The organism is Bartonella sp. W8122 (assembly GCF_016102485.1).
Taxonomy (GTDB): Bacteria; Pseudomonadota; Alphaproteobacteria; order Rhizobiales; family Rhizobiaceae; genus Bartonella; species Bartonella apihabitans.
The window spans coordinates 91,685-115,427 of sequence record NZ_JACFOO010000001.1; the positions used below are offsets into that span (position 1 = coordinate 91,685).

22 protein-coding genes and 2 pseudogenes are annotated in these 23,743 nt (G+C 46.2%); 5 read left to right on the forward strand and 19 right to left on the reverse strand.

From position 1 onward, the window contains the following. Positions 1-33 precede the first annotated feature (33 nt). Entirely contained in the window at positions 34-291 is a 258-nt protein-coding gene (locus tag H3S83_RS00460; protein WP_075869337.1) for a DUF2312 domain-containing protein, read from the forward strand. Between the two features lie 179 nt (positions 292-470). On the opposite strand, the gene H3S83_RS11655 is transcribed toward H3S83_RS00460, so the two are convergent. From H3S83_RS11655 to H3S83_RS00475, 4 genes and pseudogenes are all read right to left on the reverse strand, one after another. Next, positions 471-812 (reverse strand): hypothetical protein, encoded by a 342-nt coding sequence (locus H3S83_RS11655; protein WP_370541355.1) that lies wholly within the window; start codon positions 810-812, stop codon positions 471-473. Beyond that, positions 791-2,276: pseudogene (locus H3S83_RS00465) on the reverse strand (ABC-F family ATP-binding cassette domain-containing protein); the annotation flags it as partial. The pseudogene H3S83_RS00465 and the gene H3S83_RS11655, both read right to left, overlap by 22 nt. 113 nt (positions 2,277-2,389) lie before the next feature. Beyond that, positions 2,390-2,683, reverse strand: coding sequence for a glycine zipper 2TM domain-containing protein (locus H3S83_RS00470; protein ID WP_075869339.1), 294 nt, complete (start codon positions 2,681-2,683; stop codon positions 2,390-2,392). Positions 2,684-2,839: 156 nt separating this feature from the next. After that, a complete protein-coding gene (locus tag H3S83_RS00475) occupies positions 2,840-3,469 on the reverse strand; it encodes a thiamine diphosphokinase (RefSeq protein WP_198238609.1) in 630 nt (209 codons plus the stop codon). A 334-nt stretch (positions 3,470-3,803) separates the two neighbouring features. On the opposite strand from H3S83_RS00475, the gene H3S83_RS00480 reads away from it, so the two are divergent. Next, complete coding sequence (locus tag H3S83_RS00480; protein ID WP_370541356.1) at positions 3,804-5,234, forward strand: M48 family metalloprotease; 1,431 nt, start codon at positions 3,804-3,806, stop codon at positions 5,232-5,234. A 48-nt stretch (positions 5,235-5,282) separates the two neighbouring features. On the opposite strand, the gene H3S83_RS00485 is transcribed toward H3S83_RS00480, so the two are convergent. The 8 genes from H3S83_RS00485 to mtgA form a co-directional block, all read right to left on the reverse strand. After that, a complete protein-coding gene (locus H3S83_RS00485) occupies positions 5,283-6,233 on the reverse strand; it encodes a cation diffusion facilitator family transporter (protein WP_198232881.1) in 951 nt (316 codons plus the stop codon). A gap of 96 nt (positions 6,234-6,329) precedes the next feature. Further along, positions 6,330-7,241: an RNA polymerase factor sigma-32 gene (locus tag H3S83_RS00490; protein WP_077973049.1), complete on the reverse strand. Its 912-nt coding sequence runs from the start codon at positions 7,239-7,241 to the stop codon at positions 6,330-6,332. A gap of 257 nt (positions 7,242-7,498) precedes the next feature. Beyond that, positions 7,499-8,098 carry a CarD family transcriptional regulator gene (locus H3S83_RS00495; RefSeq protein WP_078040466.1) on the reverse strand — a complete coding sequence of 200 codons (600 nt, stop codon included), beginning with the start codon at positions 8,096-8,098 and terminating at the stop codon, positions 7,499-7,501. 358 nt (positions 8,099-8,456) lie between these two features. Further along, positions 8,457-8,795, reverse strand: coding sequence for a ferredoxin FdxA (gene fdxA / locus H3S83_RS00500; protein ID WP_077973053.1), 339 nt, complete (start codon positions 8,793-8,795; stop codon positions 8,457-8,459). 135 nt (positions 8,796-8,930) lie between these two features. Further along, positions 8,931-9,305, reverse strand: coding sequence for an RNA-binding S4 domain-containing protein (locus H3S83_RS00505; RefSeq protein WP_198238610.1), 375 nt, complete (start codon positions 9,303-9,305; stop codon positions 8,931-8,933). Then, a complete protein-coding gene (locus H3S83_RS00510) occupies positions 9,302-12,244 on the reverse strand; it encodes a DEAD/DEAH box helicase (protein ID WP_198238611.1) in 2,943 nt (980 codons plus the stop codon). The genes H3S83_RS00505 and H3S83_RS00510 overlap by 4 nt, the downstream gene beginning before the upstream one ends. A gap of 987 nt (positions 12,245-13,231) precedes the next feature. Next, entirely contained in the window at positions 13,232-13,411 is a 180-nt protein-coding gene (rpmF, locus tag H3S83_RS00515) for a 50S ribosomal protein L32 (protein WP_075869347.1), read from the reverse strand. 276 nt (positions 13,412-13,687) lie between these two features. Next, entirely contained in the window at positions 13,688-14,416 is a 729-nt protein-coding gene (mtgA, locus tag H3S83_RS00520; protein ID WP_198238612.1) for a monofunctional biosynthetic peptidoglycan transglycosylase, read from the reverse strand. A gap of 144 nt (positions 14,417-14,560) precedes the next feature. On the opposite strand from mtgA, the gene H3S83_RS00525 reads away from it, so the two are divergent. Beyond that, positions 14,561-15,463, forward strand: a complete 903-nt coding sequence (locus H3S83_RS00525) for a polyprenyl synthetase family protein (protein ID WP_198238613.1) — start codon at positions 14,561-14,563, stop codon at positions 15,461-15,463. A gap of 92 nt (positions 15,464-15,555) precedes the next feature. Here H3S83_RS00525 and H3S83_RS00530 read toward each other — a convergent pair whose 3' ends face one another. Continuing rightward, the gene (locus H3S83_RS00530) at positions 15,556-15,828 is read right to left on the reverse strand and encodes a hypothetical protein (RefSeq protein ID WP_198238614.1); all 273 of its coding nucleotides are present in this window, start codon (positions 15,826-15,828) and stop codon (positions 15,556-15,558) included. Here H3S83_RS00530 and H3S83_RS00535 point away from each other — a divergent pair. Then, the gene (locus H3S83_RS00535; protein WP_198238615.1) at positions 15,827-16,435 is read left to right on the forward strand and encodes a YigZ family protein; all 609 of its coding nucleotides are present in this window, start codon (positions 15,827-15,829) and stop codon (positions 16,433-16,435) included. The genes H3S83_RS00530 and H3S83_RS00535 overlap by 2 nt on opposite strands. A 418-nt stretch (positions 16,436-16,853) precedes the next feature. Here H3S83_RS00535 and ispG read toward each other — a convergent pair whose 3' ends face one another. Next, entirely contained in the window at positions 16,854-18,089 is a 1,236-nt protein-coding gene (gene ispG, locus H3S83_RS00540) for a flavodoxin-dependent (E)-4-hydroxy-3-methylbut-2-enyl-diphosphate synthase (protein WP_198238616.1), read from the reverse strand. A 371-nt stretch (positions 18,090-18,460) separates the two neighbouring features. Here ispG and H3S83_RS00545 point away from each other — a divergent pair, with 371 nt between their 5' ends. After that, positions 18,461-18,751, forward strand: coding sequence for a hypothetical protein (locus tag H3S83_RS00545; RefSeq protein WP_077973077.1), 291 nt, complete (start codon positions 18,461-18,463; stop codon positions 18,749-18,751). Positions 18,752-18,979: 228 nt separating this feature from the next. On the opposite strand, the gene H3S83_RS00550 is transcribed toward H3S83_RS00545, so the two are convergent. From H3S83_RS00550 to livM, 5 genes and pseudogenes are all read right to left on the reverse strand, one after another. Next, entirely contained in the window at positions 18,980-20,098 is a 1,119-nt protein-coding gene (locus H3S83_RS00550; RefSeq protein ID WP_078040165.1) for a branched-chain amino acid ABC transporter substrate-binding protein, read from the reverse strand. Positions 20,099-20,173: 75 nt separating this feature from the next. After that, positions 20,174-20,521, reverse strand: a complete 348-nt coding sequence (locus tag H3S83_RS00555) for a DUF6867 family protein (protein WP_077973081.1) — start codon at positions 20,519-20,521, stop codon at positions 20,174-20,176. Between the two features lie 49 nt (positions 20,522-20,570). Beyond that, positions 20,571-21,305: an ABC transporter ATP-binding protein gene (locus tag H3S83_RS00560; RefSeq protein WP_077973090.1), complete on the reverse strand. Its 735-nt coding sequence runs from the start codon at positions 21,303-21,305 to the stop codon at positions 20,571-20,573. 104 nt (positions 21,306-21,409) lie between these two features. Next, positions 21,410-22,216: pseudogene (locus H3S83_RS00565) on the reverse strand (ABC transporter ATP-binding protein); the annotation flags it as partial. Further along, positions 22,216-23,631, reverse strand: a complete 1,416-nt coding sequence (livM, locus tag H3S83_RS00570; RefSeq protein ID WP_370541267.1) for a high-affinity branched-chain amino acid ABC transporter permease LivM — start codon at positions 23,629-23,631, stop codon at positions 22,216-22,218. The pseudogene H3S83_RS00565 and the gene livM, both read right to left, overlap by 1 nt. Positions 23,632-23,743 lie beyond the last annotated feature (112 nt).

Genomic DNA, 23,743 nt, shown 5'->3' on the forward strand with positions numbered 1-23,743 from the left:
CGTTTGAACACGATTTATCTGGAGGCCATTTCCATGAGTGAAGTGACAGACGAAAAACAAGCAGTGGCCGTTGGCCAGTTGCGTTCTTTTATCGAGCGTATCGAACGCCTTGAAGAAGAAAAGAAAACAATTTCCGACGACATAAAAGAAGTTTATGCCGAGCTTAAGGGAAGTGGTTTCGACAGCAAGGCTGTACGCACAATTATCCGTTTGCGTAAAAAAGAAGACCATGAGCGTCAGGAAGAGGAAGCCATGATCCAGCTCTATAAAGACGCACTCGGAATGAGCTGATTTTTAAAATTTTTGAAAACTCGAAAGCCTTCCGTTTCCGGAAGGCTTTTTGTTATCTCTTACGAATTACCGGTGATTATGCGGGGGTGTGACCATGCCATCCACATCCGCCGGTTCAACATTTTTCAATGCCAAAAAATTCGCGTTGGCGGACACCCTATAGTTTCCAAAAAATGAAACTATTTTTCGAGTTCTTCTTTCAGCATTTCAAGCTCGAGCCACTCGTTTTCCTTTATTTCAAGGTCTTTTCGCTTTTGTTCGAGAAGGCGCGAAAGTTCCTCGAACCTTTTGGCATTTTTTGAATAAAGGTCGGGATCGGAAAACTCTTTTTCCATCTTTGCAATCTCGTCATGAAGCGCATCAATTTCCGAAGGCAATTTTTCCAAAGCATATTTCTGTTTATAGGATAGCTTCTGTTTTGTTTCCCGTTTTCCCCGTTCGGCTGGAGCTGATGTTTGTGGCGAAGATGATTTCGCAACGTTTTTCTGTTCGATTTCCCGACCTTTCCGTTGCGCTATCATATCGCTATAGCCACCGGCATATTCGAGCCAACGACCATTACCTTCTGGAGCGATGATACTGGTAACTGTGCGATCAAGAAAATCGCGATCGTGGCTAACAAGCAGAACAGTTCCCGGGAAATTGCTGACAAGTTCCTGCAAAAGATCAAGTGTTTCCATATCAAGGTCATTTGTAGGTTCGTCGAGTATCAAGAGATTTGCAGGACGAGACAAGACGCGCGCCAGCATCAACCGCGCTCTTTCGCCGCCCGACAATTCTTTGATCGGCGTCCTCGCCTGTTCAGGCGAAAACAGAAAGTCCTTCATATAGGAGACAACATGACGTTGTTCACCATTGACGATAACACTGTCGCCGCGCCCGTCGGTCAAATAATGGGCAAGCGTTTCATTTTCATCAAGCGAGCGTTTTTGATCAAGCGTTGCAATTTCAAGATTGACGCCAAGTTTCACTGTTCCGCTATCAGGTGTCAAAACCCCGCTCAGCATGGATAACAATGTTGTTTTGCCAATGCCATTGGGACCCACCAGTCCCACCCTGTCACCACGGTGGATACGTGTGGAAAAATGATCGACAAGAACCTGTTCGCCATAAGCTTTGCTGATATTTTTGGCTTCAATCACCAGTTTTCCGGATTCCTGTGAATCGCTCAACTCCATGACAGCATTGCCTTGCGGCCCGCGATAACTCTTGTATTTTTGCCGCAATTTCTGCAATTCGTCGAGACGGCGAACATTGCGTTTGCGCCGCGCTGTCACGCCATAACGCAGCCAATGCTCTTCACGCACAATCTGGCGGCCGAGTTTTTGTTGCTCCATTTCTTCTTCTTCAAGAAGTTTGTCACGCCATTCCTCGAAAAAAGCAAATCCCTTACCAAGGCGCTTTGTTTGCCCCCGATCAAGCCAGATTGTCGATTGCGAGACGTTTTCCAGAAAACGCCGGTCATGCGAAATCAGGACAATGCTTGACCTTATTGTTTTAAGTTCCCCTTCGAGCCATTCGATTGTGGTAAGATCAAGATGGTTGGTCGGTTCATCAAGAAGCAGAATATCGGGAGCCGGTGCAATAACGCGCGCCAATGCGGCGCGGCGCGCCTCGCCGCCCGAAAGCTGGTCGGGTTTTTCTTCACCGCTCAATCCCAGATGATCAAGCATATAGCTGACACGGTGGACATCATCCAAAGGCCCCAGTCCCGCTTCGACATAGGCACGCACATTTTCAAAACCGTCAAGATCGGGTGATTGCGGCAAATAGCGTATTGTTGCCGAGGGATGCCGGAAAATCTCGCCATCCGTCGGCTCGACAAGACCGGCTGCAATTTTAAGAAGTGTCGACTTACCCGAACCGTTACGCCCGACAAGCGCAATACGGTCGCCGCTTGAGACCGATAAAGCAGCATCGGTCAGCAATGGTGTACCGCCAAAGGTGAGTGAAATGTGGTCGAGACGTAAAAGAGGAGGCGCCATTATGATTCCGTTTAGTTATTTTTTCCGATTAATAGCAAAATATATTTTTTAAACACATAAAATAAAAAAGGGCCAGCAGAACCGACCCCTTCATTTTTCAGGTCTTTAAAACCTTATTGGTATTGGTTGCAAGGTGCCTGATACATTTGCCCATAGGCATCGCGGTAGTTACAATACTGAACGCCATTACGCTTTGTTGCAACACCAACAAGCGTACCTGCCGCAGCACCGATTGCAGCGCCTCTCAAAGCACCCTTGCCATTCCCCTTGATAGCACCGCCTGCGAGTGCGCCCAAAGCCGCACCACCAACGCCATATCCGGCAGTACGCTGTTCATTCGGCGAACAGGCAACAGTTGCAAGTCCCAAAGCCGAAACCATGGCAATTACAGAAATACGTTTAAACATGTCCTCACTCTTTCTCTTTTTAATCTTGTCGACACTGTGTCTTAATAATAAGGCAAAACCAAGATAAGGCCAAAGCACTGAATTTATCCTTATCTTGATATAACATATGGATAAAACGGATATTTTCTAAAGAGCTATCCGCAAAATTTATGCTCTTCAAACCAATGTTGCCAACAAGATTGCACGACCTTGCGACAGGGTCACGTTTAATTGGCCGTTTACTTCATTGGAAAGGGTCAATGATGAACCAAAGGGCACATTTTTTTTCAAAAGCGGCCATCTGGCGCCCTCGATTGTGAGACCATCGAGGTCATCAAAGCCGATAAGACTGAAAATTGTGCCGGCGGGCAAATCGAATGAATAAGCTCCCGGAAGAAGAGCATATCCTTCCTCCTTGCCACTCGTTAGAAGAACATCAATGCCGTTTTCTTTCATCGCCAATGCATGGGCGAAGTGGAAAAAAGCGTGGTCGGAACGTTTGCCACCAAGAGCACCACACAAAATAATGCGTTCGGCTCCTCGTTCCAAAGCAAAATCGATAGCGAGCTCTCCATCGGTCTTATCCTTTGCCACGGGAAAAGACTTCTTCTCGATATCTTTATAACGTTCCTTCAAGTCGGCTTTCGTTGAATCGAAATCTCCTACCCACAATTCCGGCTTCACATGAAGCATTTCGACAAAGCGGATTGCCCCGTCAGCAACGATAATATGGCCATGTCCGATCTGCTTCATAAGCCGTTCGGTCACATAAAGATCGCCATCAAGAAGAACAGTAAAGCTTTTCACTCAAACGCCTATTTTTGTTTTGTCAGTTTTCCCGATTTTTCTTTTTTCAAATTTTCTATGCCAGTTATCAGTTCGCCCTCTATTTAAATTGTCTGATCGTCCTCCATATGTCATAACAATTCAATTCTACTTGTTGTAATATAGATGAAATTTCCAAAAAGCATGTTATTTTCAACTTTTTCGACATAGTGGAAATCATTGTTCTCCCTGTGAACTAGGGAAAGTGCCTGCCAAGATGAATAAACACAAACGATTGGGAAAAATGAAGTCGCATTTATTGCCACGCATTTTTACGCTTGCGCCAAAGAAAATTGGCTTTGCCATTTTTATCGGTTTGGGTTTATCGGGATTATCAGCCTGCCAGCTTGTTGATTATAACAAACCGGATGGCGGTCTTATGCCTTCAGGCACACCGGTTACAGTCGACAAAGTAAGCAAAGGCGATTCTCTTGCACAATTGGGGGCCTCGCAACATCCGCGAATCTTACAAACTTATGGCGGTGAATATAGCGACCCGAAACTCGAACGGATGGTTGCAAAAATCGTCGGTAAGCTCACTGCAGTTTCGGACAAACCTGACCAGACCTACCGGATTACTATTTTGAATTCACCCAATGTCAATGCTTTTGCGCTTCCCGGTGGCTATGTCTATGTCACACGCGGTCTTCTTGCACTTGCCAATGATTCATCGGAAGTAGCAGCCGTTCTTGCCCATGAAATGGCACATGTCACCGCCAATCACGGTATTTTACGCCAGCAAAAAGAAGCCGAAGTGGAGCTTACAAATCAGGTTGTCAGTGAAGTTCTGGAAGACCATTCGGCCGAACGTGAAACAGCCATTCGCGGAAAATTGCGGCTTGCACAATTTTCGCGCAATCAGGAATTGCAGGCGGATGCAATCGGCATAAAAATGTTGGGCCAAGCCGGCTATGATCCGTTTGCTTCGCCACGTTTCCTCCAAGCCATGGAAGCCTATGCTGCCTATCGGAATGTTTCCGGTGCAACCGATGCAACACTCGACTTTCTGGCAAGTCACCCGTCAACGCCCCAACGTATCCAGCTTGCAACCGATCAAGCCCGCAAAGTAGGAGCGCCCGGTGTTGGTAAAACCGACCGGGACGATTTCCTGAACGGCATTGACGGAATGATTTTTGGCGATACCGCCGATGAAGGATATATTCGCGGAAACCAGTTTATCCACCCCAAATTGGGTATTACTTTCACGGTGCCTGAAGGATTTACAATAGATAATTCTTCCGCCGCTGTCATTGCCAGCGGAAATAACGACATTGCTGTGCGTTTCGACGGTGTTGCACTCCCGCGCGGCTCCTCGCCGGTCGATTATATCAAAAGTGGTTGGGTAAGCGGTCTTGATCCATCTACTATACAGGCCATTACTATTAATGGTTTAGAAGCGGCACGTGCCCATGCTGCCAATGATCGCTGGCAATTCGATGTCGTTGTGATCTTTGTCAAGGATCATGTCTTCCGGTTCTTGACGGCTGCTCCGAAAAATTCGTCCGGGCTCAATTCGGTGGCGAATGCCACAACATCTTCCTTTAAAGCGCTTTCGTCACGCGAGGTTTCTGCCCTTAAACCGTTGCGTATCCATGTCCTGACAATTAAAGGCGGAGAAACTGTTGCATCCGTTGCGGCTCGCATGCAGGGGACCAATGCCAAAGAAAAACTGCTGCGCATCATCAACGCATTACCGGCAACAGCCAATTTATCAGCGGGTGACCGAATCAAAATTATTTCCGAATAGATTTCGACGAGGTCGCGAAAAATCCGTATCTTGATAAGCTCTGTTCTCTTAATAAGCCCATTGCGGACTTGACGTAAAAGACACTGTCAGCCACCGATCCGGCCCCGCATGACCTATCTTTTCGCCGATTTCGGTACGGATTTTATCGAGCTCTTCAACTTCGGCAATTTTATAATGATGTGGCAAGATGAGATGAATCTCGATCATTGTCGACCGCCCTACCTTGGCGAGATAATTCTGGGAACCGACAAAACCATATTTTTCTACAATGGCATCGACAACATTATTGACATGTTCATCAAGATCAACCGGCGTGATCATCAGGATATCGCGCATGGCGCGTAAAACAGTTCTAACCGGCATTGGTAACATGATGAGCGCGATGAGCGCCAGAATAACCGGATCAATATAGGGTAAAATCCATTCGTAGCCGGTACCTTCTATCAGATTGGCAAAGGTAAAAGCACATAGAAGAGCCAAGCCTATGCCACCCGATACAATCCAGCTCTTTACATCAATTGTTATGAAAGCCGACTTTATCCGACGATTGAAATATTGTTCGTAAAACGCCATTGCAAAGCAAAGGATGACAGCAAAGATCGAAAACCCAATAGCGGCATCAAAATGCGGAAGTTTCCCGCCATTCAAAATTTTACCAACGGCTTCAAACAAAGCATAAATAATGGCGATCATTAAAGATAAGCCATTAATTGCAAGCAGCATTGGTTCGAGATGCCAAAAACCATATTGAAAGCGCTCGACAAATTTGGGTGCTTTGCGGCTCCTCCGGTTTACGTCAATCTCGATGAGCCGGACAACAAGAAGCGCAGCAATACTGAACAGACAATCAATCGACGAATACATCCCGTCGAAAATGATAGAGGAGGCACCCGAAAGAATGCCCGTGATGATCGCTGCAATTGCCAGAACTATTGTTGCCAGAATAGAATATGCGAGTAATTTTTGTTCAATATGCGCGTTTTTGTCAAACGGTGACAAACCGGTTCTCCTGGCCAATTCTACCCTGTGATCCTGTCAGGTATTTACCCTTTTAGCAGGATCGCCTTGAGGGGACGAAACGCGTTCTTTTGGCAATTAAACCTGATAAGCATCGACAGTGTTAACAGAAAGAAGGCAATTACGCAATTTTTCCAATGCCCTTGCTTCGATCTGACGGACACGTTCCTTGGAAATGCCCATTTCTTCACCCAAGGCTTCAAGAGTTGCGCCTTCATCATTCAAACGTCGATAACGGATAATTTGAAGTTCTCTTTCATTCAAAATCTGCAGTGCATCATGAAGCCATTTCGAGCGACGTTGTCCATCAATTTCGTCCTCGACAAGTTCGTCTTGCAACGGGTGATTATCAACGAGCGAATCCATTTTGCTGCCCGAATTTTCATCATCCCCGATCATTGGAGCACTTAACGAATTGTCAGTTGTCGAAAACCGGAAATCCATTGTTTCGACATCGGAAACGGAAACGCCGAGCTTTTCCGATATATTGCGATAGATATCCTGTTTTGTCATGGTTCTATCTTCATTTGCAAGCTTGGTACGCAAACGTCGTAAATTGAAAAACAGTGCCTTTTGGGCCGAACTTGTACCACCACGAACAATCGACCAGTTACGCAAAATGTAGTCCTGAATGGAGGCTCTTATCCACCATGTTGCATAGGTGGAAAAGCGCACTTCGCGCTCGGGATCAAAACGTGCGGCTGCTTCAAGAAGCCCGACATAGCCCTCCTGAACCATATCTCCCAAAGGTAATTTGAAATGTTTGAACTTGCCCGCTATTGAAATGACCAATCTCATATGGGAAACGGCAATCTTATGCATGGCAACGCTGTCCTGATCATCCCTCCAGCGCAATGCGAGCATGTGTTCATCTTCTCGTTCGAGGTAGGGAGCTTTCATAGCCGAACGCATCATGTTCCGACCAAGCATATTGTCGGTACCCGAATTGAAATTTGTCGTCACTTGCGTTGACGTGGAGATGTTGGACATGATTGCCCCCTCGGTAGGAAAAGTGTTAGCAGGAAAATAAAAAGCTATTTTCCTTTCAGGCTGCTAACGTCTGCCGAAAGAGTTGGTTCCATAAAAAAACAACTAAAAGTTAAAATAATTTAATTTTTGATAGTTTTTTTACAATTTTTACGTGTTCTCTTGATAAATTTAAATCGTTGAAAATTAAAAAGCCCGCTTTAAAAGCGGGCTTTTAAAAATATCGAAGACTATATTGTTGGCTGTCTTGCCAATTATGGTCAAGCAGCGACGTTCTCGCTGTCTTCACCATCGACATCAATATCGACATCACCGTCAGCATCACTTTTAGCACTGCGCTTCGGGCTCTTGGCGAGATTGATTTCAATTGCGCGAACGGCTTCTGTTTCCGAAATCTTGTTGACGACAGCAATTTCACGCGCCATGCGATCAAGCGCTGCTTCATAAAGCTGACGCTCCGAATAGGATTGTTCAGGCTGATTTTCAGCACGGAAAAGATCCCGCACCACTTCGGCAATCGAAATCAAATCACCCGAATTGATTTTTGCGTCATATTCCTGTGCACGACGAGACCACATTGTCCGCTTGATACGTGCCCGCCCCTGTAGCACTTTCAACGCGCGGTCAACAAAATCGGTCTCAGACAATTTGCGCATGCCAATCGATAAAGCTTTGGCAACCGGAACTTTGACATGCATTTTATCTTTTTCAAAATGGATGACAAACAGTTCAAGCTTGATACCTGCAACTTCCTGTTCTTCAATAGCAACAATCTGGCCAACACCGTGGGCAGGATAAACGATGTATTCTTGAGCCTTAAACCCGTGCCGTGCCGGGGATTTTTTCTTGGGGGATGACATATTTTTAACCAACTCCATTTGTGCTCGGCACTGCTGCCGACAAACACAGGTTGAAGGCTCCAAAAACATAGAGCCTTATCCGATCCCCGAATTTTCAACATTACTTCCGACTTATCCCGCACAATAAGCTTTTGCACATTTGCAAAGCAAATGTTCCGATAAGTCCACCCAATCTTGCATCATTCAACTGCACGTGATGAAAACATCCACGATACGACGCGAACTATGCCTGATTAAAACACCTTTCGATGAGAAAAAGAAACGTCAAAGACATTCAGTATCGGCTTAACGGCAAAACCTTAACACAAAAATCCAACGAAATCAATCATCCGGCAGTCAAGTTCAACTATTTGTATGCCTAATCACCGCTTCCAGGCTTGGGCGAGAAATATTTTTCAAGTTTTCCGGTAACGCCGTCCATTTCGGTTGCCTCGGGCAACTGATCTTTCTTAACCGTTATATTCGGCCATTTTGCCGAATATTCCATGTTGAGCTCCAGCCATTTTTCCAGCCCCGGCTCGGTATCCGGCTTGATTGCTTCAGCCGGACATTCCGGTTCACAGACACCACAATCGATGCATTCGTCAGGGTGGATAACAAGCATGTTTTCCCCTTCATAGAAACAGTCAACGGGGCAAACCTCGACACAATCAGTGTATTTGCAGCGAATGCAATTGTCGGTCACAACATAGGTCATTGTTCAATCTCCAGTGTTCACGTCAAGCGCATTCCGACAAAAGCCTGTCACACTTTTAAACGGAAATGAAACGATAACAGCACTGAGTTAACGTTTTTGTCTCATCGTTTCAACCCCGCATATGAACCAATTTGTTCACATTTCCTGTTTTAAAAAACGCAATAATTGCCTTCTGTCACGTTTTGTCGGTCGGGGACCTGATGAAATGATATTCTGTCTGTCTGCTACAACTTCGATGGGTGTCAAATCTTCATAAAGCAATCGGGCTTCCACTGCAGGTCCCCGACGTTCGCCAAGTCCTGCAACCTTATAAACGACCACCGAACGTTCGAGCCGGATAGTCAAAACATCTCCGACTTTTATCGAATAGCCCGGCTTGTCAATTTTCACACGATTAACTCTGACCTTGCTGCCCTCAACGAGTTTGGCAGCAAGGCTACGCGTTTTGACCGTCCGTGAGAAAAACAGCCACTTGTCCAAGCGCTGTCTCGAAACGGTCTCTTCGCTCATTTTTTCAATTGGTCGCGCAAGGCTGCGAGTTTTGCAAAAGGCGAATCAGGGTCAACCGGTTTCGATTGCGACTTTGATTTATGCTGTTTGTAAGAAGCATCCGCTTTCGGATTGTTAAAAGACGAATTTTTACGCGGACGTTGTTTGTCACGACGTGATTCGCCCGACTTTTCCGGTCTGTCACCTGTTTTTTCAAAGCGCTGTGCGGAACGTTTCTTTTTGTCGCTATTCTGCCTTGACTGACGGTAATCATGCCGCCCCTGATAATGCCAGAGCAATACAGGTTTTTCCTCTTCTTCCGTAGTCTTCTTTGTGAAATGAGGACCGACTGGCTCAGCTTCCGGTGTGTTGACCTCTTCTGTTGTTGCAGTTTCCTGAACTGCAGGGGTCGTCGCAAAATCGCCTACCGGTTCGGCAGGGCGTTCGACAATTGAAGCAGGCTTTGCTTCCTCCGGTGTTGCATCAAGCTCCTGAAGCTTGGCTGCAATTTCCGCCTTGTCTTTTTTATCAAAACGGTAGCCCAGACTTTTAAGAATTTCTTCCATATCCTCGGCTGTTGCACCAAGTATCGACATCATTGCCGGAGTAACCAGAAAATGACGCCCGTCATAAGCACCGTCCGGACGCGGCCCGCTACCGGGCTTCCAGTTCACTGCATTGCGAATGAGATCAGCGAGACGTTCCAGAATATCGACACGTACGGCACGGCGCCCCAAAATCCGATAACCGGCAAGTTGATAAAAGGTCGGGTCGAAAGTCGGGTCGACAACAACCGAGGTACGGCCGGCTGCCAGTACTTGCAGAACATCGCCATAACCCGGCAAATCGCGCGCATGGTTTTTCAATGCCCATAGAAGCGTAATGGCTTGCGCCGGTGCCGGCTTCAACATCATTGGCAGAAAAATATGAAAAGCGCCAAAACGTGTTCCGAGTCTTCTCAAGGCTGCACGTGAAATCTGGTCAAGGCTTTTGACCTCTTCTGCAACGTCACGGCGCGGCAAAACGCCCAGATGTTCAACCAGACGGAATGCCAGTCCACGTGTCATACCGACCAGCGCATCCGCATTGATAAGATCAAAAAGCGGCTTCAATGCTGTTTCAAAATGGAAGCTCACAAAACGATCGACCCGTTCGGCAACTTTTTCACGCGCCTGCCCCGTCAATTGTTCATCGGCGAGCAGTACCGCTCTCGGCTTCAAAATATCATCGGTTGCAGCAAGGCTTGCCAAAGGTTGGCCAATCCAGCGAACCACACCATCCGAACCGACCGCAAAATCGCCATTGGCCGAAGCGGCCAAACGATCTGCTTTTTTTTCGAATTCACCGGCCAATATTTTATCTGCAGCAGCCCTTAGAGCTTTTGCATCGGCACCTTCGCCATTGACATCGGCAATAAAACGAAACCCATCAAGTTTTCCAACATGATGCCCCTCTACGAGAACATCGCCAGTTTGAACTATTTCGGCATCCATCATCACATTCTCTCTAAGCCGCTTCATAAGTACGCTTGTTCTGCGGTCTACAAATCGTTTCGTCAACCTCTCATGTAACGCATCTGACAATCTATCTTCAATTTCCCGCGTCTTTTCTTGCCAGTGTTGCGGATTGGTAAGCCATCCGGGTCTGTGAGACACAAATGTCCAGGTTCTAATCTGGGCAATCCGATGCGATAAAGTGTCAATATTACCATCGACTCGATCAGCTTGTGAGACCTGCTCGGCCAAATAGTTTTCATTGACGCTGCCGCGTTTTACAAGATCACGATAGATGTTGGCAATAATTTCCGCGTGTTGCGCGGGTGCAATTTTGCGATAGTCGGGAAGTGCACATGCGTCCCAAAGCAATGCCACGCGCTCGGGCCTGTCAGCCAATCGGGCGATATCATAATCATGCGAGAGATTATCAAGAGCTTGCGCATCCACAGCCGGCAATGCACGGGCCAGTCCTTCTACGGGGGCTGCCGCTTCCAGTGATTTTCTCAAACTGTCAAGCGTTGTAAAATCGAGATCTTCGCTACGCCACTGCAAAACTTTGACCGGATCAAAATGATGTGATTCGATTCGTTCAACAAGATCTTTATCCAGATCGGCAATCCGTCCGGTCACGCCAAAGGTGCCATCACGCATATGACGGCCGGCACGTCCTGCAATTTGCGCCATCTCCGCTGCGGTCAAATCGCGAAACTGGTAGCCATCGAATTTTCTTGTCTGGGCAAAAGCCACATGATCGACATCAAGATTAAGTCCCATACCGATTGCATCGGTTGCCACGAGAAAATCCACGTCTCCCGATTGATAAAGGGCTACCTGTGCATTTCTCGTACGTGGCGAGAGCGCCCCCATGACCACGGCTGCCCCACCGCGCTGGCGCTTGATCAATTCGGCAATTGCATAAACATCATCGGCAGAAAAGGCGACAATTGCTGTGCGGCTTGGCAAACGGGTCAACTTTTTCGAGCCTGCATAGAGCAATTGCGAAAACCGCGGCCGACTGACAACATTAAGACCGGGCAAAAGTTTTTGCAGAATGCCTTGCATCGTCGAAGCACCGAGCAGCATCGTTTCCTGTGTGCCACGCAAATGTAAAATCCGATCGGTAAAAATATGGCCGCGAGCGAGATCACCGGCAAGTTGCACTTCATCTATCGCGACAAAAGAAGCCTTGGTTTCCCTTGGTAAAGCTTCCACCGTGCAAACAGAATAAGGGGCACCGAGAGGAATAATCTTTTCTTCCCCCGTAATGAGAGAAACCCTGTTCGGGCCGATCTTTTCGCTAATACGGTTATAAACTTCACGTGCAAGAAGTCGTAACGGCAGTCCGATCATTCCGCTATCATGGGCAAGCATCCGCTCGATTGCCAAATGGGTTTTGCCGGTATTTGTCGGCCCCAGAACGGCTGTTACATCACGCCCCGAAAGGATGAGAGGGGCTTTAGCCATCGTCTACTCCAAATAATCAGATTTTGCCGGACATAGCCGCCAAAATACGCCTTAACGCCTTATCAAACGACAAGCAAGCTTTGTCATTTACGAAACGTTAACCATAATTCTTAACCTTTGGAACAGTACCGGAACGAATCAGCGACGAATCGCTGACATTACCATGTTCTTGATATGTTCTCACCAGATACTGTGTTCTTACTAGGAGAGAAACCAAAATATAGCAATAAGGTCAAGGAATAATCCGGAAAACAGAGCAAACCCGATTAACCATAATCGGGGCACATATTGAAGCTTCGACGGGTATAATTCTTTCATGCCGGAAAATATTTTTTGTGATTAAAAATAGCCTCGCATGGCACAAGATATTCTTTTGTGAAAAGCGCTCCTCGACAAACCGGAAATTTGCCTGCCGGATCATTCATAACTTTTGACTATTCTTAAGCTTACAATGTTCTTGAAGCACAGTGTCCACCGCTTCTATTTCCTTATAAACGGGCATTTTTCACCAAACCGTTTTTGCCAATGTGTTTCCGCTATAGATAATAAAGTTTTCCCAACACAGTTTGCGCAAGGGTTTTTGAAGCCGCTGTTTCTGATAAGGTAAAAACAAGCACCAACCGATTCCGAATTTTTATCAATAAACCGGTTTGATTGTGAAGCGTGAAGGAAGAAAAATTGATGAGAAAAATTACATTCGCGATCGACGAGATTGGCTTCTCGTCAAAACTGGAGCAAGACGGGGCAAAAACAGGAAATCACTTACCGGATTTGAGCGACAGAAACCATTTATAGCCAATCCGGACAGGCATGGTTTTCCGATTCTATCAACGTGTTGCCAAGTCAACCGGACAATAAAATTCTACAAAACAAGTTGTAGAAATTTTTCACCAAACCGGCGCACCAAATACATCAAAAATTCGTCGAATAATTTGGACATAAAAAAACCGGCCAATAGACCGGTTTTTCTTTAAATTCAAAAAGACCTCAGTCTTTCGGTGTTAGAACCTGACGGCCACGATACATACCGGTTTTAAGATCGATATGGTGCGGGCGACGAAGCTCGCCGGAAGTTTTGTCTTCAACATAGGTCGGAGCCTTGAGGGCATCGGCAGAACGACGCATACCGCGCTTTGACGGGGTCGTTTTTCGTTTAGGTACAGCCATGGAATTATACTCCAAATTTGCTTAAAACGTATCTGCCACCATAACCCGAAGCTATATCGGCAGACAAAATTATAGAAGGTTTGGCGAGCCTATACACCGATTATCGGACTTTGACCAGACTGAAATCAGCATTTTTTATGAAATAGGCCGATATTGTGCCTATTATAAGCGGAAAAATTTTAAAATCACCTTTTTGCTTAAAATCTTCCAAAACTGCCGGCATGTTTTTGCTGCTCTTGCGAAATTGTCCAGCCGGTCAAAACCGACTCAATTTCATTACTGCTCTGAACCCGTCTCTCGCAAACATTGGGTATAAGCAGACGATTGACGTACGCGTTTTTCTATCAGACGTTCAAGCCTTGTCAAATTCACGGATGGACGGGAAGGATTACGCAATTTCGGATTGGGTAAAGTGACTGCGAGATAGGCTGCTTGCCTTGGATTGAGATTTTTTGCCGAACGTTTGAAAAAATGTTGTGAAGCAGCTTCCGCTCCGTAGATTCCGGGCCCCCATTCGGCAATATTGAGATAAATTTCCATAATACGTCGTTTGGACAAAACAGCATCGGCGACCGTCGCATAAGGAATTTCAAGACCTTTTCTCAAATACGACCGGTCATGCCATAAAAACAGGTTTTTCACCATTTGCATCGTAATTGTCGACGCTCCTCTGTTAGGGCCTCCATCACGCGAAATAACAGTTTTCATTGCGTTCCAGTCAACACCGCTATGAAAACAAAATTGACCATCTTCCGACATGACAACTGCATAAACGAGATGAGGAGAAATATCGTCAATACTGCGCCACTCCCGTTCATAAGGAGTAAAAGTAATCTGGTCACGCAGCATCAAGGTCGAAACCGGATGAATAAATGGCAGATTATAAAGAAGCATCAGCAAAAACGGGAAAGACAGCAAAATTGCCAACGCGTAGAGAACCAAGCGAAGTCTTTTCGAATGCCCTTTACCAGATCGGTCTAGAGATTTCCTGTCTTCAGCAAACAATTAAGCCTCGTTCAATCTTCATTCCCTGTTTATAATCGTCTCGCAATTTATCTCTTTTTTATATCTTTATTGTCTAACTCATAAGTGTTGACGGCAAGGTTGGAATGTTTCATGTCCATCTTGCAAAGATTAAAGGAATTCTCAATGGAAGATTTTACCAATTTACTTGCAAAAAATGCCCGCCAGATTGGTGAAATGCTGGATGCAAAACTCTCTAGCCATATCGAGACGGGAGAAATTGCCCGCCCGTCCCGTCTTCTCGCCGCAATGCGCCATGGTGTTTTGAATGGTGGCAAGAGATTACGGCCTTTTCTTGTTATCGAGACTGCCCGACTTTTTGATGCCAATATCGAAGCGGCACAATGTGTTGGCGCAGCCCTTGAAGCAATCCATTGCTATTCACTGATACATGACGATTTGCCGGCCATGGATAATGATGATTTGCGGCGCGGCAAGCCCACTGTCCATAAAGCGTTCGACGAAGCGACGGCCATTCTCGCCGGTGACGCATTATTGACAATTGCTTTTGATTTTCTCTCCGATGACAAACTTGAACTTGATGCAAAAATCCGGCTCAAACTGATCAATGGTCTTGCCCGCAGTGCCGGTCTTGGCGGCATGGTAGGCGGGCAGGTGCTGGATCTCGAAGCAGAAACAAAAAAACCTGACGAAAGCGGCATTATCACATTGGAAGCGATGAAAACCGGTGCACTTATCCGCTATGCCTGTGAAGCCGGTGCTATTCTTTCCAACGCCACCCGCGAAGACCGCGAAAGACTTTCCGAATTCGGCTCGGCGATCGGCCTTGCTTTCCAGCTTGCCGATGATGTCCTTGACGTGACGTCCGATACCAAAGCGCTCGGCAAAACTGCCGGTAAAGACATAGCCGCCAATAAAGCAACTTTGGTTGCCCTCCATGGTGTCGCATGGGCCAAGCACCAACTGGAAGGGCTGATGAAACAGGCTGATGACTTACTCGAACCATTTGGCAACAAGGCCGATATTCTAAAGGCGACAGCAAGATTTATTATAGAAAGAAAAAACTGAACAACAAAAACTGAAACAGCGAAAAAACTTTATGCATTCATAGGCCATTCGCGGTGAATGTCATGCGTTCACCAGAAGAAAAAGCGACGCATTCAACTTACGCTAAAGCCAAGTGATTGTCTTTTGCGATAAAGAAAAATGTCTTGGCGTTTGTTTCGCAAAATAAATAAAGCTTTTTTAGGATAATGTTTTTTATGTTCATGAAGAAGCCACTCTTGGTTTTGGGCGCTTGCTCTTTTCACAAGATAATTGCTTCGGTAATGATGGTTGGCATTTTCGGTTAACATTGCTTTCTTTCGCCCCTTCAAGAACTTATCATTAACAAAGCAAAAGACATTTAAAAGAAGACTTCGGAAAATACTCATGGCCTTTACTCTTGCTTCTGCAACAGAGCTTATGGAAGAAATTAAAAAAAGCCGTTTTTTAACGCGTGCTTTTCCGATCAATTCGGTAACCGAAGCCGAAGAGATTATTGAAACAATCCGCAAAGAAGAGGCGACACATCATTGCTATGCATGGAAATTCCATTCAAATTACCGCTTCAATGATGATGGTGAACCGACAGGAACTGCCGGTAAACCGATCCTCAATGCCATTGAAGGCAAAAACTGCGATTGTGTTCTCGTCATTGTCACACGTTGGTTCGGAGGGGTTAAACTCGGCACCGGTGGGCTGGTTCGTGCCTATGGGGGCGGTGCGTCAAGAACACTCCAAAAGGCCGAACTTGTCGAACTTGTGGACTGGCAAATTTTGACTTTTCACTGCCCTTTCAATCTCTTACCAATTGTCGAAAACGAGGTTCAAAATTTTCTTGCACAGATTGATAACCGGCATTTTGACGATTCCGGATGTGAAGTGACACTCCGTTTGCCAAAAGATGAACAAGAAAACTTTATTGACTGGATAAAAGACATAAGCAGCGGGAAAATCCTGATTGATAGAGAAAACCCCCGCTCCGACATGTCTTTATAGAAGTTTTCTCCAAATTTATAGCAGCTCTTGTCAAACAAAGATGGCTATCAATTTGGCTGCGATTTTTTCTCGATTCTACTTGATTGAAGAGCGCCCGATGGGCGACACGTTCAAAAACAATTGCTTCCGCTTAAAAGTCAACCGTTCCAGCTCTTCCGTGATCTGCCATGCTTAAAGTTTTATCGGGCGCAGCACATTTTTAGTTTTCCAACAAAGCTTTTAACATTTTGGATTTTTAAACGCGTTCAAGCTCTTTTAATTCTGCAATAAGTGAACCGGGCTTTTCATCGTTTTTGATGACGAAAAAAGCAAATGCACCTTTTTGCCATTTGAAAACCTCAGAGAAAAACGTGCTATTCAAAGTTGGACACTCTTTTCAAATGTCCACTTCATGGTTTTTAAATTGACGATCACAGCTCTATTTGAAACGCTCTTCGATATATTCGGCTACCATCTGCTCGAATTCAGCCGCAATATTTGCCCCGCGCAGTGTCTTGACCTTTTTACCATCAATGAAAACGGGGGCAGCCGGCATTTCTCCGGTACCGGGAAGTGAAATACCGACATTGGCATGTTTCGATTCCCCTGGCCCATTGACGATGCATCCCATGACCGCAACATTGAGTGTTTCGACACCGGGATATTTTTTCCGCCAGACCGGCATATTTTTGCGGATATCACCCTGAATTTTCTGTGCGAGTTCCTGAAACACCGTCGAGGTGGTGCGTCCACAGCCGGGGCAAGCGGCAACAGTGGGTATAAATTGCCTGAATCCCATAACCTGCAAAAGCTCTTGTGCAACCTGCACTTCACGCCGACGATCGCCGCCCGGTTCAGGTGTCAAAGAAATACGTATGGTATCGCCAATTCCCTGTTCCAATAAAATGCCCAGAGCTGCCGAAGAGGCGACAACACCTTTGGTTCCCATACCTGCTTCGGTAAGCCCCAGATGCAAAGCATAATCGCAGCGCTTGGCCAACATGGTATAGACAGCGACAAGGTCCTGTACCTGACTGACCTTTGCCGACAGAATAATTTTATCCTTCCCAAGGCCGATTTCTTCCGCAAGATGTGCCGAAATAAGTGCAGACTGCACCACCGCTTCATGCATGACCTCATCGGTCGAAAGCGGCCCGCCTTTTGCAGCATTCTCATCCATCAGCCGTGTCAGCAATTCCTGATCGAGCGAACCCCAGTTCACGCCGATACGAACCGGTTTGTCATATTGAATCGCAAATTCGATTATTTCACTGAATTGTTTGTCACGTTTTTCGCGAAAACCGACATTTCCGGGATTGATGCGATATTTTGCCAAGGCCTTTGCGCAATCAGGATATTCGGCGAGTAATTTGTGACCGATATAATGAAAGTCACCGATGAGCGGAACTGTAATTCCAAGATTGTCCAGCCGTTCTCTAATTCTTGGTACAGCGGCTGCCGATTCATCCCTATCGACAGTAATGCGTACAAGTTCCGAACCTGCCTTGGCGAGTGCTGCAACCTGAGCCACGGTTGCATCCACATCGGCTGTGTCCGTATTGGTCATTGATTGCACGACAATAGGATTATCGCCTCCCACCATAACGCCGCCAACATTGACAGCAACAGATTTGCGACGCGGAAAAGGTTTGGAAAAATATTCGTGCGTGTTCATTTTCGGATGATGTCTCTTTTATTGCCTGATCATCATAATCATATCGTTTTGTTATAACTGTTTTAAACCCATTTTCCCAATCGGAATTTTGAAAAAGATTTTCACTTTTCCGATTATCGGAATGTCTTTTTTCAGAAATTACGTGAGGTCAGTGATGAATTAAAACCGTCCCGTGCTTTTTATGTTTTTCATGGCATCTTTCCGGTTTTAGAAAATTTCCCGATTTGAATATACCGTTTTCGAGAAAAAATAACGGCCCGAGGTTTTTCATTTCCACTGGAAGGAACTTTTTTACGCATTATCTATTGTAATAGATAGTAGTTACAGCCTTGTGTTCGATTTATACGGGGCTTCAGCGCAAGGGAAAAACAATGTTTAATGTTCTTAACGGCAGTGATACGAAAGAAAAAGTCGAAAAACGTATTCAGGATCTTAAAGCCGAGCTCCAATCGCTCACCCATTCACTGACCAAAGGCGACGGTTTCATGAGCAATACAGGCGAAATCGCCGAAACAATAAAGGATAAAGGTCGCCAAGCGCTTGATGTTGTTGGTGAACAAGCCCACTATATTACCAAGCAAACCAAAAATTATCCCAAAACTGCTCTAGCGGTTGTCGGTGTCTTGGGGGTTGCAGCTTATTTTCTCCTCCGCCGCAAATAATCGGAACGATAAAAACAAGATTGCATTTGTGTTCGAATAAAGTTTGTCTCACTAAGAGTTGAGAAACAAATTTTTTAAAATGAGCAGCACATCCAAAAGGTCCGCTTGGTCATATCTGACCTGATAAGGAAAAGAGAAGCAAATAAAAAAGCGCGTTAAACGCGCTTTTTTATCTTCCAGTCGTTTTCAGCTCTTTTAGCTTACTTCAGTTTTTTCCGACTTTATTTTTCAATCCTTGACCTCGGAATAATTATAGCTTCCGTCCGGAGCTTTATACCAACGGTTCATAACAAAACCACCTTCCTTTGGATCGCCTTTCTCGGTGAAATCCAAAGGTCCGAGCACTGTTTTGAAAGGCCCTTTTGTTTTCAGATATTGCGCCACTTTTTGCGGGTTTTGCCCTTCGGCAGTAATACCTTCGGCCATAAGCTGCACAACCGCATAGGAATAAAGTGTGAATGCTTCCGGTTCAAATCCGTTCGCCCGGAAAGATTTTACCAATTCCTCATTGTCCTTATTGCCACGAGGATCGGCGTTAAACGTATTCATAACACCAACAACTGCATCTTGCGCCGTTGCGGCAAGCTCATTGCTGGCAAAGGCATCACCACCGATATAGACAGGTTTGACCTTCTGTTCCGCCATTTGGCGCAACATCAATCCGGCCGGCGTATAAAGCCCGCCAAAATAGACAACATTTGCGCCACTCTGCTTCATTTTTGCAATAATGGCCGAAAAATCCTTATCCTCGACATTGACACCATCGAAACTCAATTCGGTCACGCCAAGCTTGTTCAGTGTTTTTTTGACTTCTTCGGCAATACCAATTCCATAAGCGGTTTTGTCGTGAATAATCATGACCTTCGGATCAGGAACATGCTTTTTTATGAATTCAGCGGCAAATGACCCTTGCTGGTCATCACGTCCGCAAACACGAAACTGCATCGGATAGCCCGATTCCGTCAATTTAGGATTGGTAACACCGGCTGAAATTGCCAGCATGCCATTTTCATCATAAACAGTTGCTGCCGGAAGCGCTGCACCCGAATTATAATGGGCTACGACAAATTGCACACCATCGCCGGCAAGCTTGTTGGCACCCGAAACGGCCTGTTTGGGGTCCGATGCATCGTCGACAATCTCGATAACGAGCTTTTCGCCTTTGATGCCCCCCTTGTCATTGATATTTTTAACGGCCATTTCGGCGCCATGCTGAATTTGCGCACCAATCGCCGCGCTCGGTCCCGTAGCAGGAATTGCAACACCGATTTTGATATCTGCCCAAGCACTATTCATGAACGTGCCAAAAGCAATTGCTGCAACGGTTGCCAATAATGCTTTCTTCATTTCAGTTCTCCTCTTTTTTCTTCATAAGTTGTAAAACATCCAAAGTAATTTTTCCAGACAACATCAAAGAAAAGCTTATTTCTTGTGCCAGGTAAAAGGCGACGATTTCTTGTAAAGCCAACTATATTGGCGAACCATCTGGTTTGTCCGCGTAAATTGAAAACCGAGACCTGCAAAAATCAGCAAGACAACAAGATCGACAAGATAATAATGAAGCGATAACAGAGTGCCGTTGAAGGGCGGTATATAATGGATGAAGCGGATAGCTGCGGCGAGCGGAACCATCGAAATCAGCGCCACTTTCAGCCCATGCCAGGTCAGTGCACAAGCGCGCCCCGTCATCCACGCGGCCCAGCCACCAAGAATGATAGTCACCAGTACAAAGACAAATAGTGAAGACTCTTGATAAAGGATACCTTGCATTTTTTCTCCCTAAAGATTCAAACACCAGTGGTGATTTTGAATATCCTGATTAATGTCGACCACCTTCAAGATAGGCTGCCCTGACTTTCGGGTTCGATAAAAGTTCTGCACCGGTTCCGCTCATTGTAACAACACCATTCACAAGGACATAACCGCGATGGGCGAGTTTTAACGCCCCGAAAGCGTTCTGCTCGACCAGAAAAACAGTGAGACCGGTTTCCTTGTTTAGTACTTTGATTGCATCGAATATCTGTTTAACAATGAGCGGTGCGAGCCCCAATGAAGGTTCATCAAGCAATAATAGTCTCGGACGCGACATAAGCGCACGCGCAATTGCCAGCATCTGCTGTTCGCCACCGGACAATGTTCCGCCGCGTTGCTGCAAGCGTTCTTTCAGGCGTGGAAATAAAGCAAACATTTTCTCGACATCCTCGTCAAAATATTTGAGGTTGTCGATGCTTGCACCCATTTGCAGGTTTTCGAGCACGGTCATGCGCGGAAAAATGCGCCGCCCTTCCGGCGACTGCGCAATACGTAATCGCGCAATTTCATGCGTTTCCATATAGGTAATGTCATGACCATCAAACCAAATACGACCTGACCGTACACGCGGCTTGCCGAATATCGTCATCATCAAAGTTGACTTACCGGCACCATTGGCCCCGATGAGTGTAACAATCTCGCCTTGCCGGACTTCAACACTGACGCCCCGTAGAGCTTGAATAGCACCGTAATAGGTTTCAATATTTTCGACTTTAAGAAGTGCTGGTGCATCGCTACTCATGAACGCTTTCCCTCTTGTTCTTTCGAGTCGGCAGTAATGATTTCCGTTTCCGATATTTCAACAGAAGCCGCGACATCCTCAACTGCTGTTTCAGGAGATGCCTCTTCATCCTCGTCAACGCCAAGATAAGCTGCAATCACTTTCGGATCATTTTTGACGACCTCCGGCGTACCATCAGCAATTTTTGACCCATATTCGAGAACAACAACATGATCGGATATTTCCATCACCACCGACATATCATGTTCGATCAGCAATACGGAGGTATGCTCGACATCCCTGATATCCAAAAGGAGATCGTTCAGTTCAAGCGATTCTTTAGGGTTAAGACCTGCCGCCGGTTCATCAAGACATAAAAGTTGCGGCTCAGTGCACATCGCACGTGCAATCTCGAGACGCCGCTGATCACCATAAGGAAGATCTCCCGCAGGATCATCGGCACGATGGACAAGATTTATTTTTTCAAGCCAAAGCTCGGCTTTTTTGATCGCCTCTTTGGCGGCACGCTTATATGAAGGAAAACCGAACAGGCCAAGCACGGTCATGCCGGAAGCACGCATCAACTCGTTATGTTGCGCAACGAGCAGATTTTCGAGAACCGTCAAGCCGGTAAACAAGCGGATATTCTGGAAGGTGCGAGCAACTTTCGCTTTCTTGGTAATTTCATAATCGGCAAGCCGCTCCAATAGAAAAGTTTTTCCTTCATTGGTGTGGAGAGACAACATCCCGCCAGTCGGCCGATAAAAGCCGGTAATACAGTTAAAAACAGTTGTTTTACCTGCACCATTCGGCCCGATCAAAGCCGTAATCTTGCCCCGCTCGACATTGAAACTCAAATCGTCAACGGCAACGAGACCACCAAATTGCATCCTGAGGTGCTCGATTTGGAGAAGGGTATTATCGTCAGCCATTAGCCGTTTCCTTCTTTTGTAAAATCACCCGAAACAGCTTTCTTCACTTTCAGGAAGGCACTCGGCTCCCGTTTACCGACAAAGCCGCGCGGTTTCCACACCATGACGAACACCATCGCCAGACCAAACCAAAGCATACGATATTGTGGCGGGTCAAAATCGGGACCGAATATCATCTGTAGCGCCGGAACATCGCGCAATAGCTCTGTGCCACCAATCATGACTGCAGCAGCCACAGCAATTCCACCTAGTGACCCCATACCCCCCAGAACAACAATTGCCAGAATAATTGCCGATTCGTCGAAAATGAAACTCGTGTAATCGGCGCGCCCCTGTCTTGCTGCAAAAAATGCTCCGGCAAAACCGCCGAACATTGCGCCGATGGAAAAGGCCGTCAATTTTGTTGTTACTGTGTTGATTCCAAGCGAGCGGCAGGCAATTTCATCTTCGCGTAAAGCTTCCCATGCCCGTCCGATTGGCAGTCGACGCAACCTCATCACGACCCAGGCGGTAATCACCACCATGACAAGAATGACATAATAGAGGAATATCTTATAATGGGCAGCCTGAAAATTTAATCCGAAGAGCTCGGCAAATCCGCCTTCGCCCCTTGTGAAGGGAACACCGAAGAATGTTGCTTTTTGAACCGACAGCCCAGCAGCGCCGCCGGTAACCGGCGTCCAGTTTTGCAAAATTGTGCGGATAATCTCGCCGAAAGCCAAAGTAACAATGGCAAGATAATCACCACGCAATCTTAATACCGGAAATCCCAGCATCATTCCCCAAAGGGCTGCAAAAATACCGGCCAAAGGCAGGCACAGCCAGAATGAAAAGCCGAAATGATTGCCGAGAAGGGCAACCGTATAGGCTCCCACGGCATAAAAAGCGACATATCCCAAATCAAGCAAGCCGGCAAGGCCAACCACAATATTGAGCCCCCAGGCAAGCATGATATAAATCAATATCTGGATTGCATAATTGTCGATCCACTTTTGCGATTGGGCGAGATTATCAACCAGAAAAGTCGTGACAAAAAACGGATATACAAGCAACAGCGCCAAAATACATCCCGGAGCATATTTCTGGAACCCCGGTGTGACTTCCCTGACCGTTATCCTGATTGCCTGTTGAATACCTTTGGCATAGAGAAAAACAATGGCAAGCAGCACAAAAGCGACGACGACAATTCCGGCAATGAAAAGCTGATGGGCTTGTGCAGACAAATTATAAGTGGATTGGGCAGAGGCATCTTCATAATAAAGCCATGCCCGATAGGCGATGAACAATATGACAGAAGGGACAAGTGCAAAAACTGCTCCCTTTGTACCACCGCCAAAAAGACACCACGTAAAACGCCCGACACCGGCAATAATCACATAATTGAGAAGATAACCGATTTGCGGTGTCAGTGTCATCTCGTTCCGCAAATTGAGATCAGCCCTGAAACCCACGATAAAGGCAAACAGCAATAATGCGATAAAAGCTGTCACAATGCCTTCGCGACAAGCGCGTTTAAAGTCGATTCTT

Excerpts from the sequence above, each read along its gene's own strand:
- H3S83_RS00495 (WP_078040466.1), bottom strand. The coding sequence starts at position 8,098 with ATGTCATCCCCCAAGAAAAAATCCCCGGCACGGCACGGGTTTAAGGCT.
- H3S83_RS00490 (WP_077973049.1), bottom strand. The coding sequence starts at position 7,241 with ATGTCCAACATCTCCACGTCAACGCAAGTGACGACAAATTTCAATTCG.
- H3S83_RS00560 (WP_077973090.1), bottom strand. The coding sequence starts at position 21,305 with ATGAGTAGCGATGCACCAGCACTTCTTAAAGTCGAAAATATTGAAACC.
- ispG (WP_198238616.1), bottom strand. The coding sequence starts at position 18,089 with ATGAACACGCACGAATATTTTTCCAAACCTTTTCCGCGTCGCAAATCT.
- H3S83_RS00550 (WP_078040165.1), bottom strand. The coding sequence starts at position 20,098 with ATGAAGAAAGCATTATTGGCAACCGTTGCAGCAATTGCTTTTGGCACG.
- H3S83_RS00460 (WP_075869337.1), top strand. The coding sequence starts at position 34 with ATGAGTGAAGTGACAGACGAAAAACAAGCAGTGGCCGTTGGCCAGTTG.
- H3S83_RS00535 (WP_198238615.1), top strand. The coding sequence starts at position 15,827 with ATGGCCTTTACTCTTGCTTCTGCAACAGAGCTTATGGAAGAAATTAAA.
- H3S83_RS00555 (WP_077973081.1), bottom strand. The coding sequence starts at position 20,521 with ATGCAAGGTATCCTTTATCAAGAGTCTTCACTATTTGTCTTTGTACTG.
- H3S83_RS00505 (WP_198238610.1), bottom strand. The coding sequence starts at position 9,305 with ATGAGCGAAGAGACCGTTTCGAGACAGCGCTTGGACAAGTGGCTGTTT.
- H3S83_RS00510 (WP_198238611.1), bottom strand. The coding sequence starts at position 12,244 with ATGGCTAAAGCCCCTCTCATCCTTTCGGGGCGTGATGTAACAGCCGTT.
- fdxA (WP_077973053.1), bottom strand. The coding sequence starts at position 8,795 with ATGACCTATGTTGTGACCGACAATTGCATTCGCTGCAAATACACTGAT.
- livM (WP_370541267.1), bottom strand. The coding sequence starts at position 23,631 with ATGACACTGACACCGCAAATCGGTTATCTTCTCAATTATGTGATTATT.
- rpmF (WP_075869347.1), bottom strand. The coding sequence starts at position 13,411 with ATGGCTGTACCTAAACGAAAAACGACCCCGTCAAAGCGCGGTATGCGT.
- H3S83_RS00545 (WP_077973077.1), top strand. The coding sequence starts at position 18,461 with ATGTTTAATGTTCTTAACGGCAGTGATACGAAAGAAAAAGTCGAAAAA.
- H3S83_RS00470 (WP_075869339.1), bottom strand. The coding sequence starts at position 2,683 with ATGTTTAAACGTATTTCTGTAATTGCCATGGTTTCGGCTTTGGGACTT.
- H3S83_RS00530 (WP_198238614.1), bottom strand. The coding sequence starts at position 15,828 with ATGAGTATTTTCCGAAGTCTTCTTTTAAATGTCTTTTGCTTTGTTAAT.
- H3S83_RS00525 (WP_198238613.1), top strand. The coding sequence starts at position 14,561 with ATGGAAGATTTTACCAATTTACTTGCAAAAAATGCCCGCCAGATTGGT.
- H3S83_RS11655 (WP_370541355.1), bottom strand. The coding sequence starts at position 812 with ATGATAGCGCAACGGAAAGGTCGGGAAATCGAACAGAAAAACGTTGCG.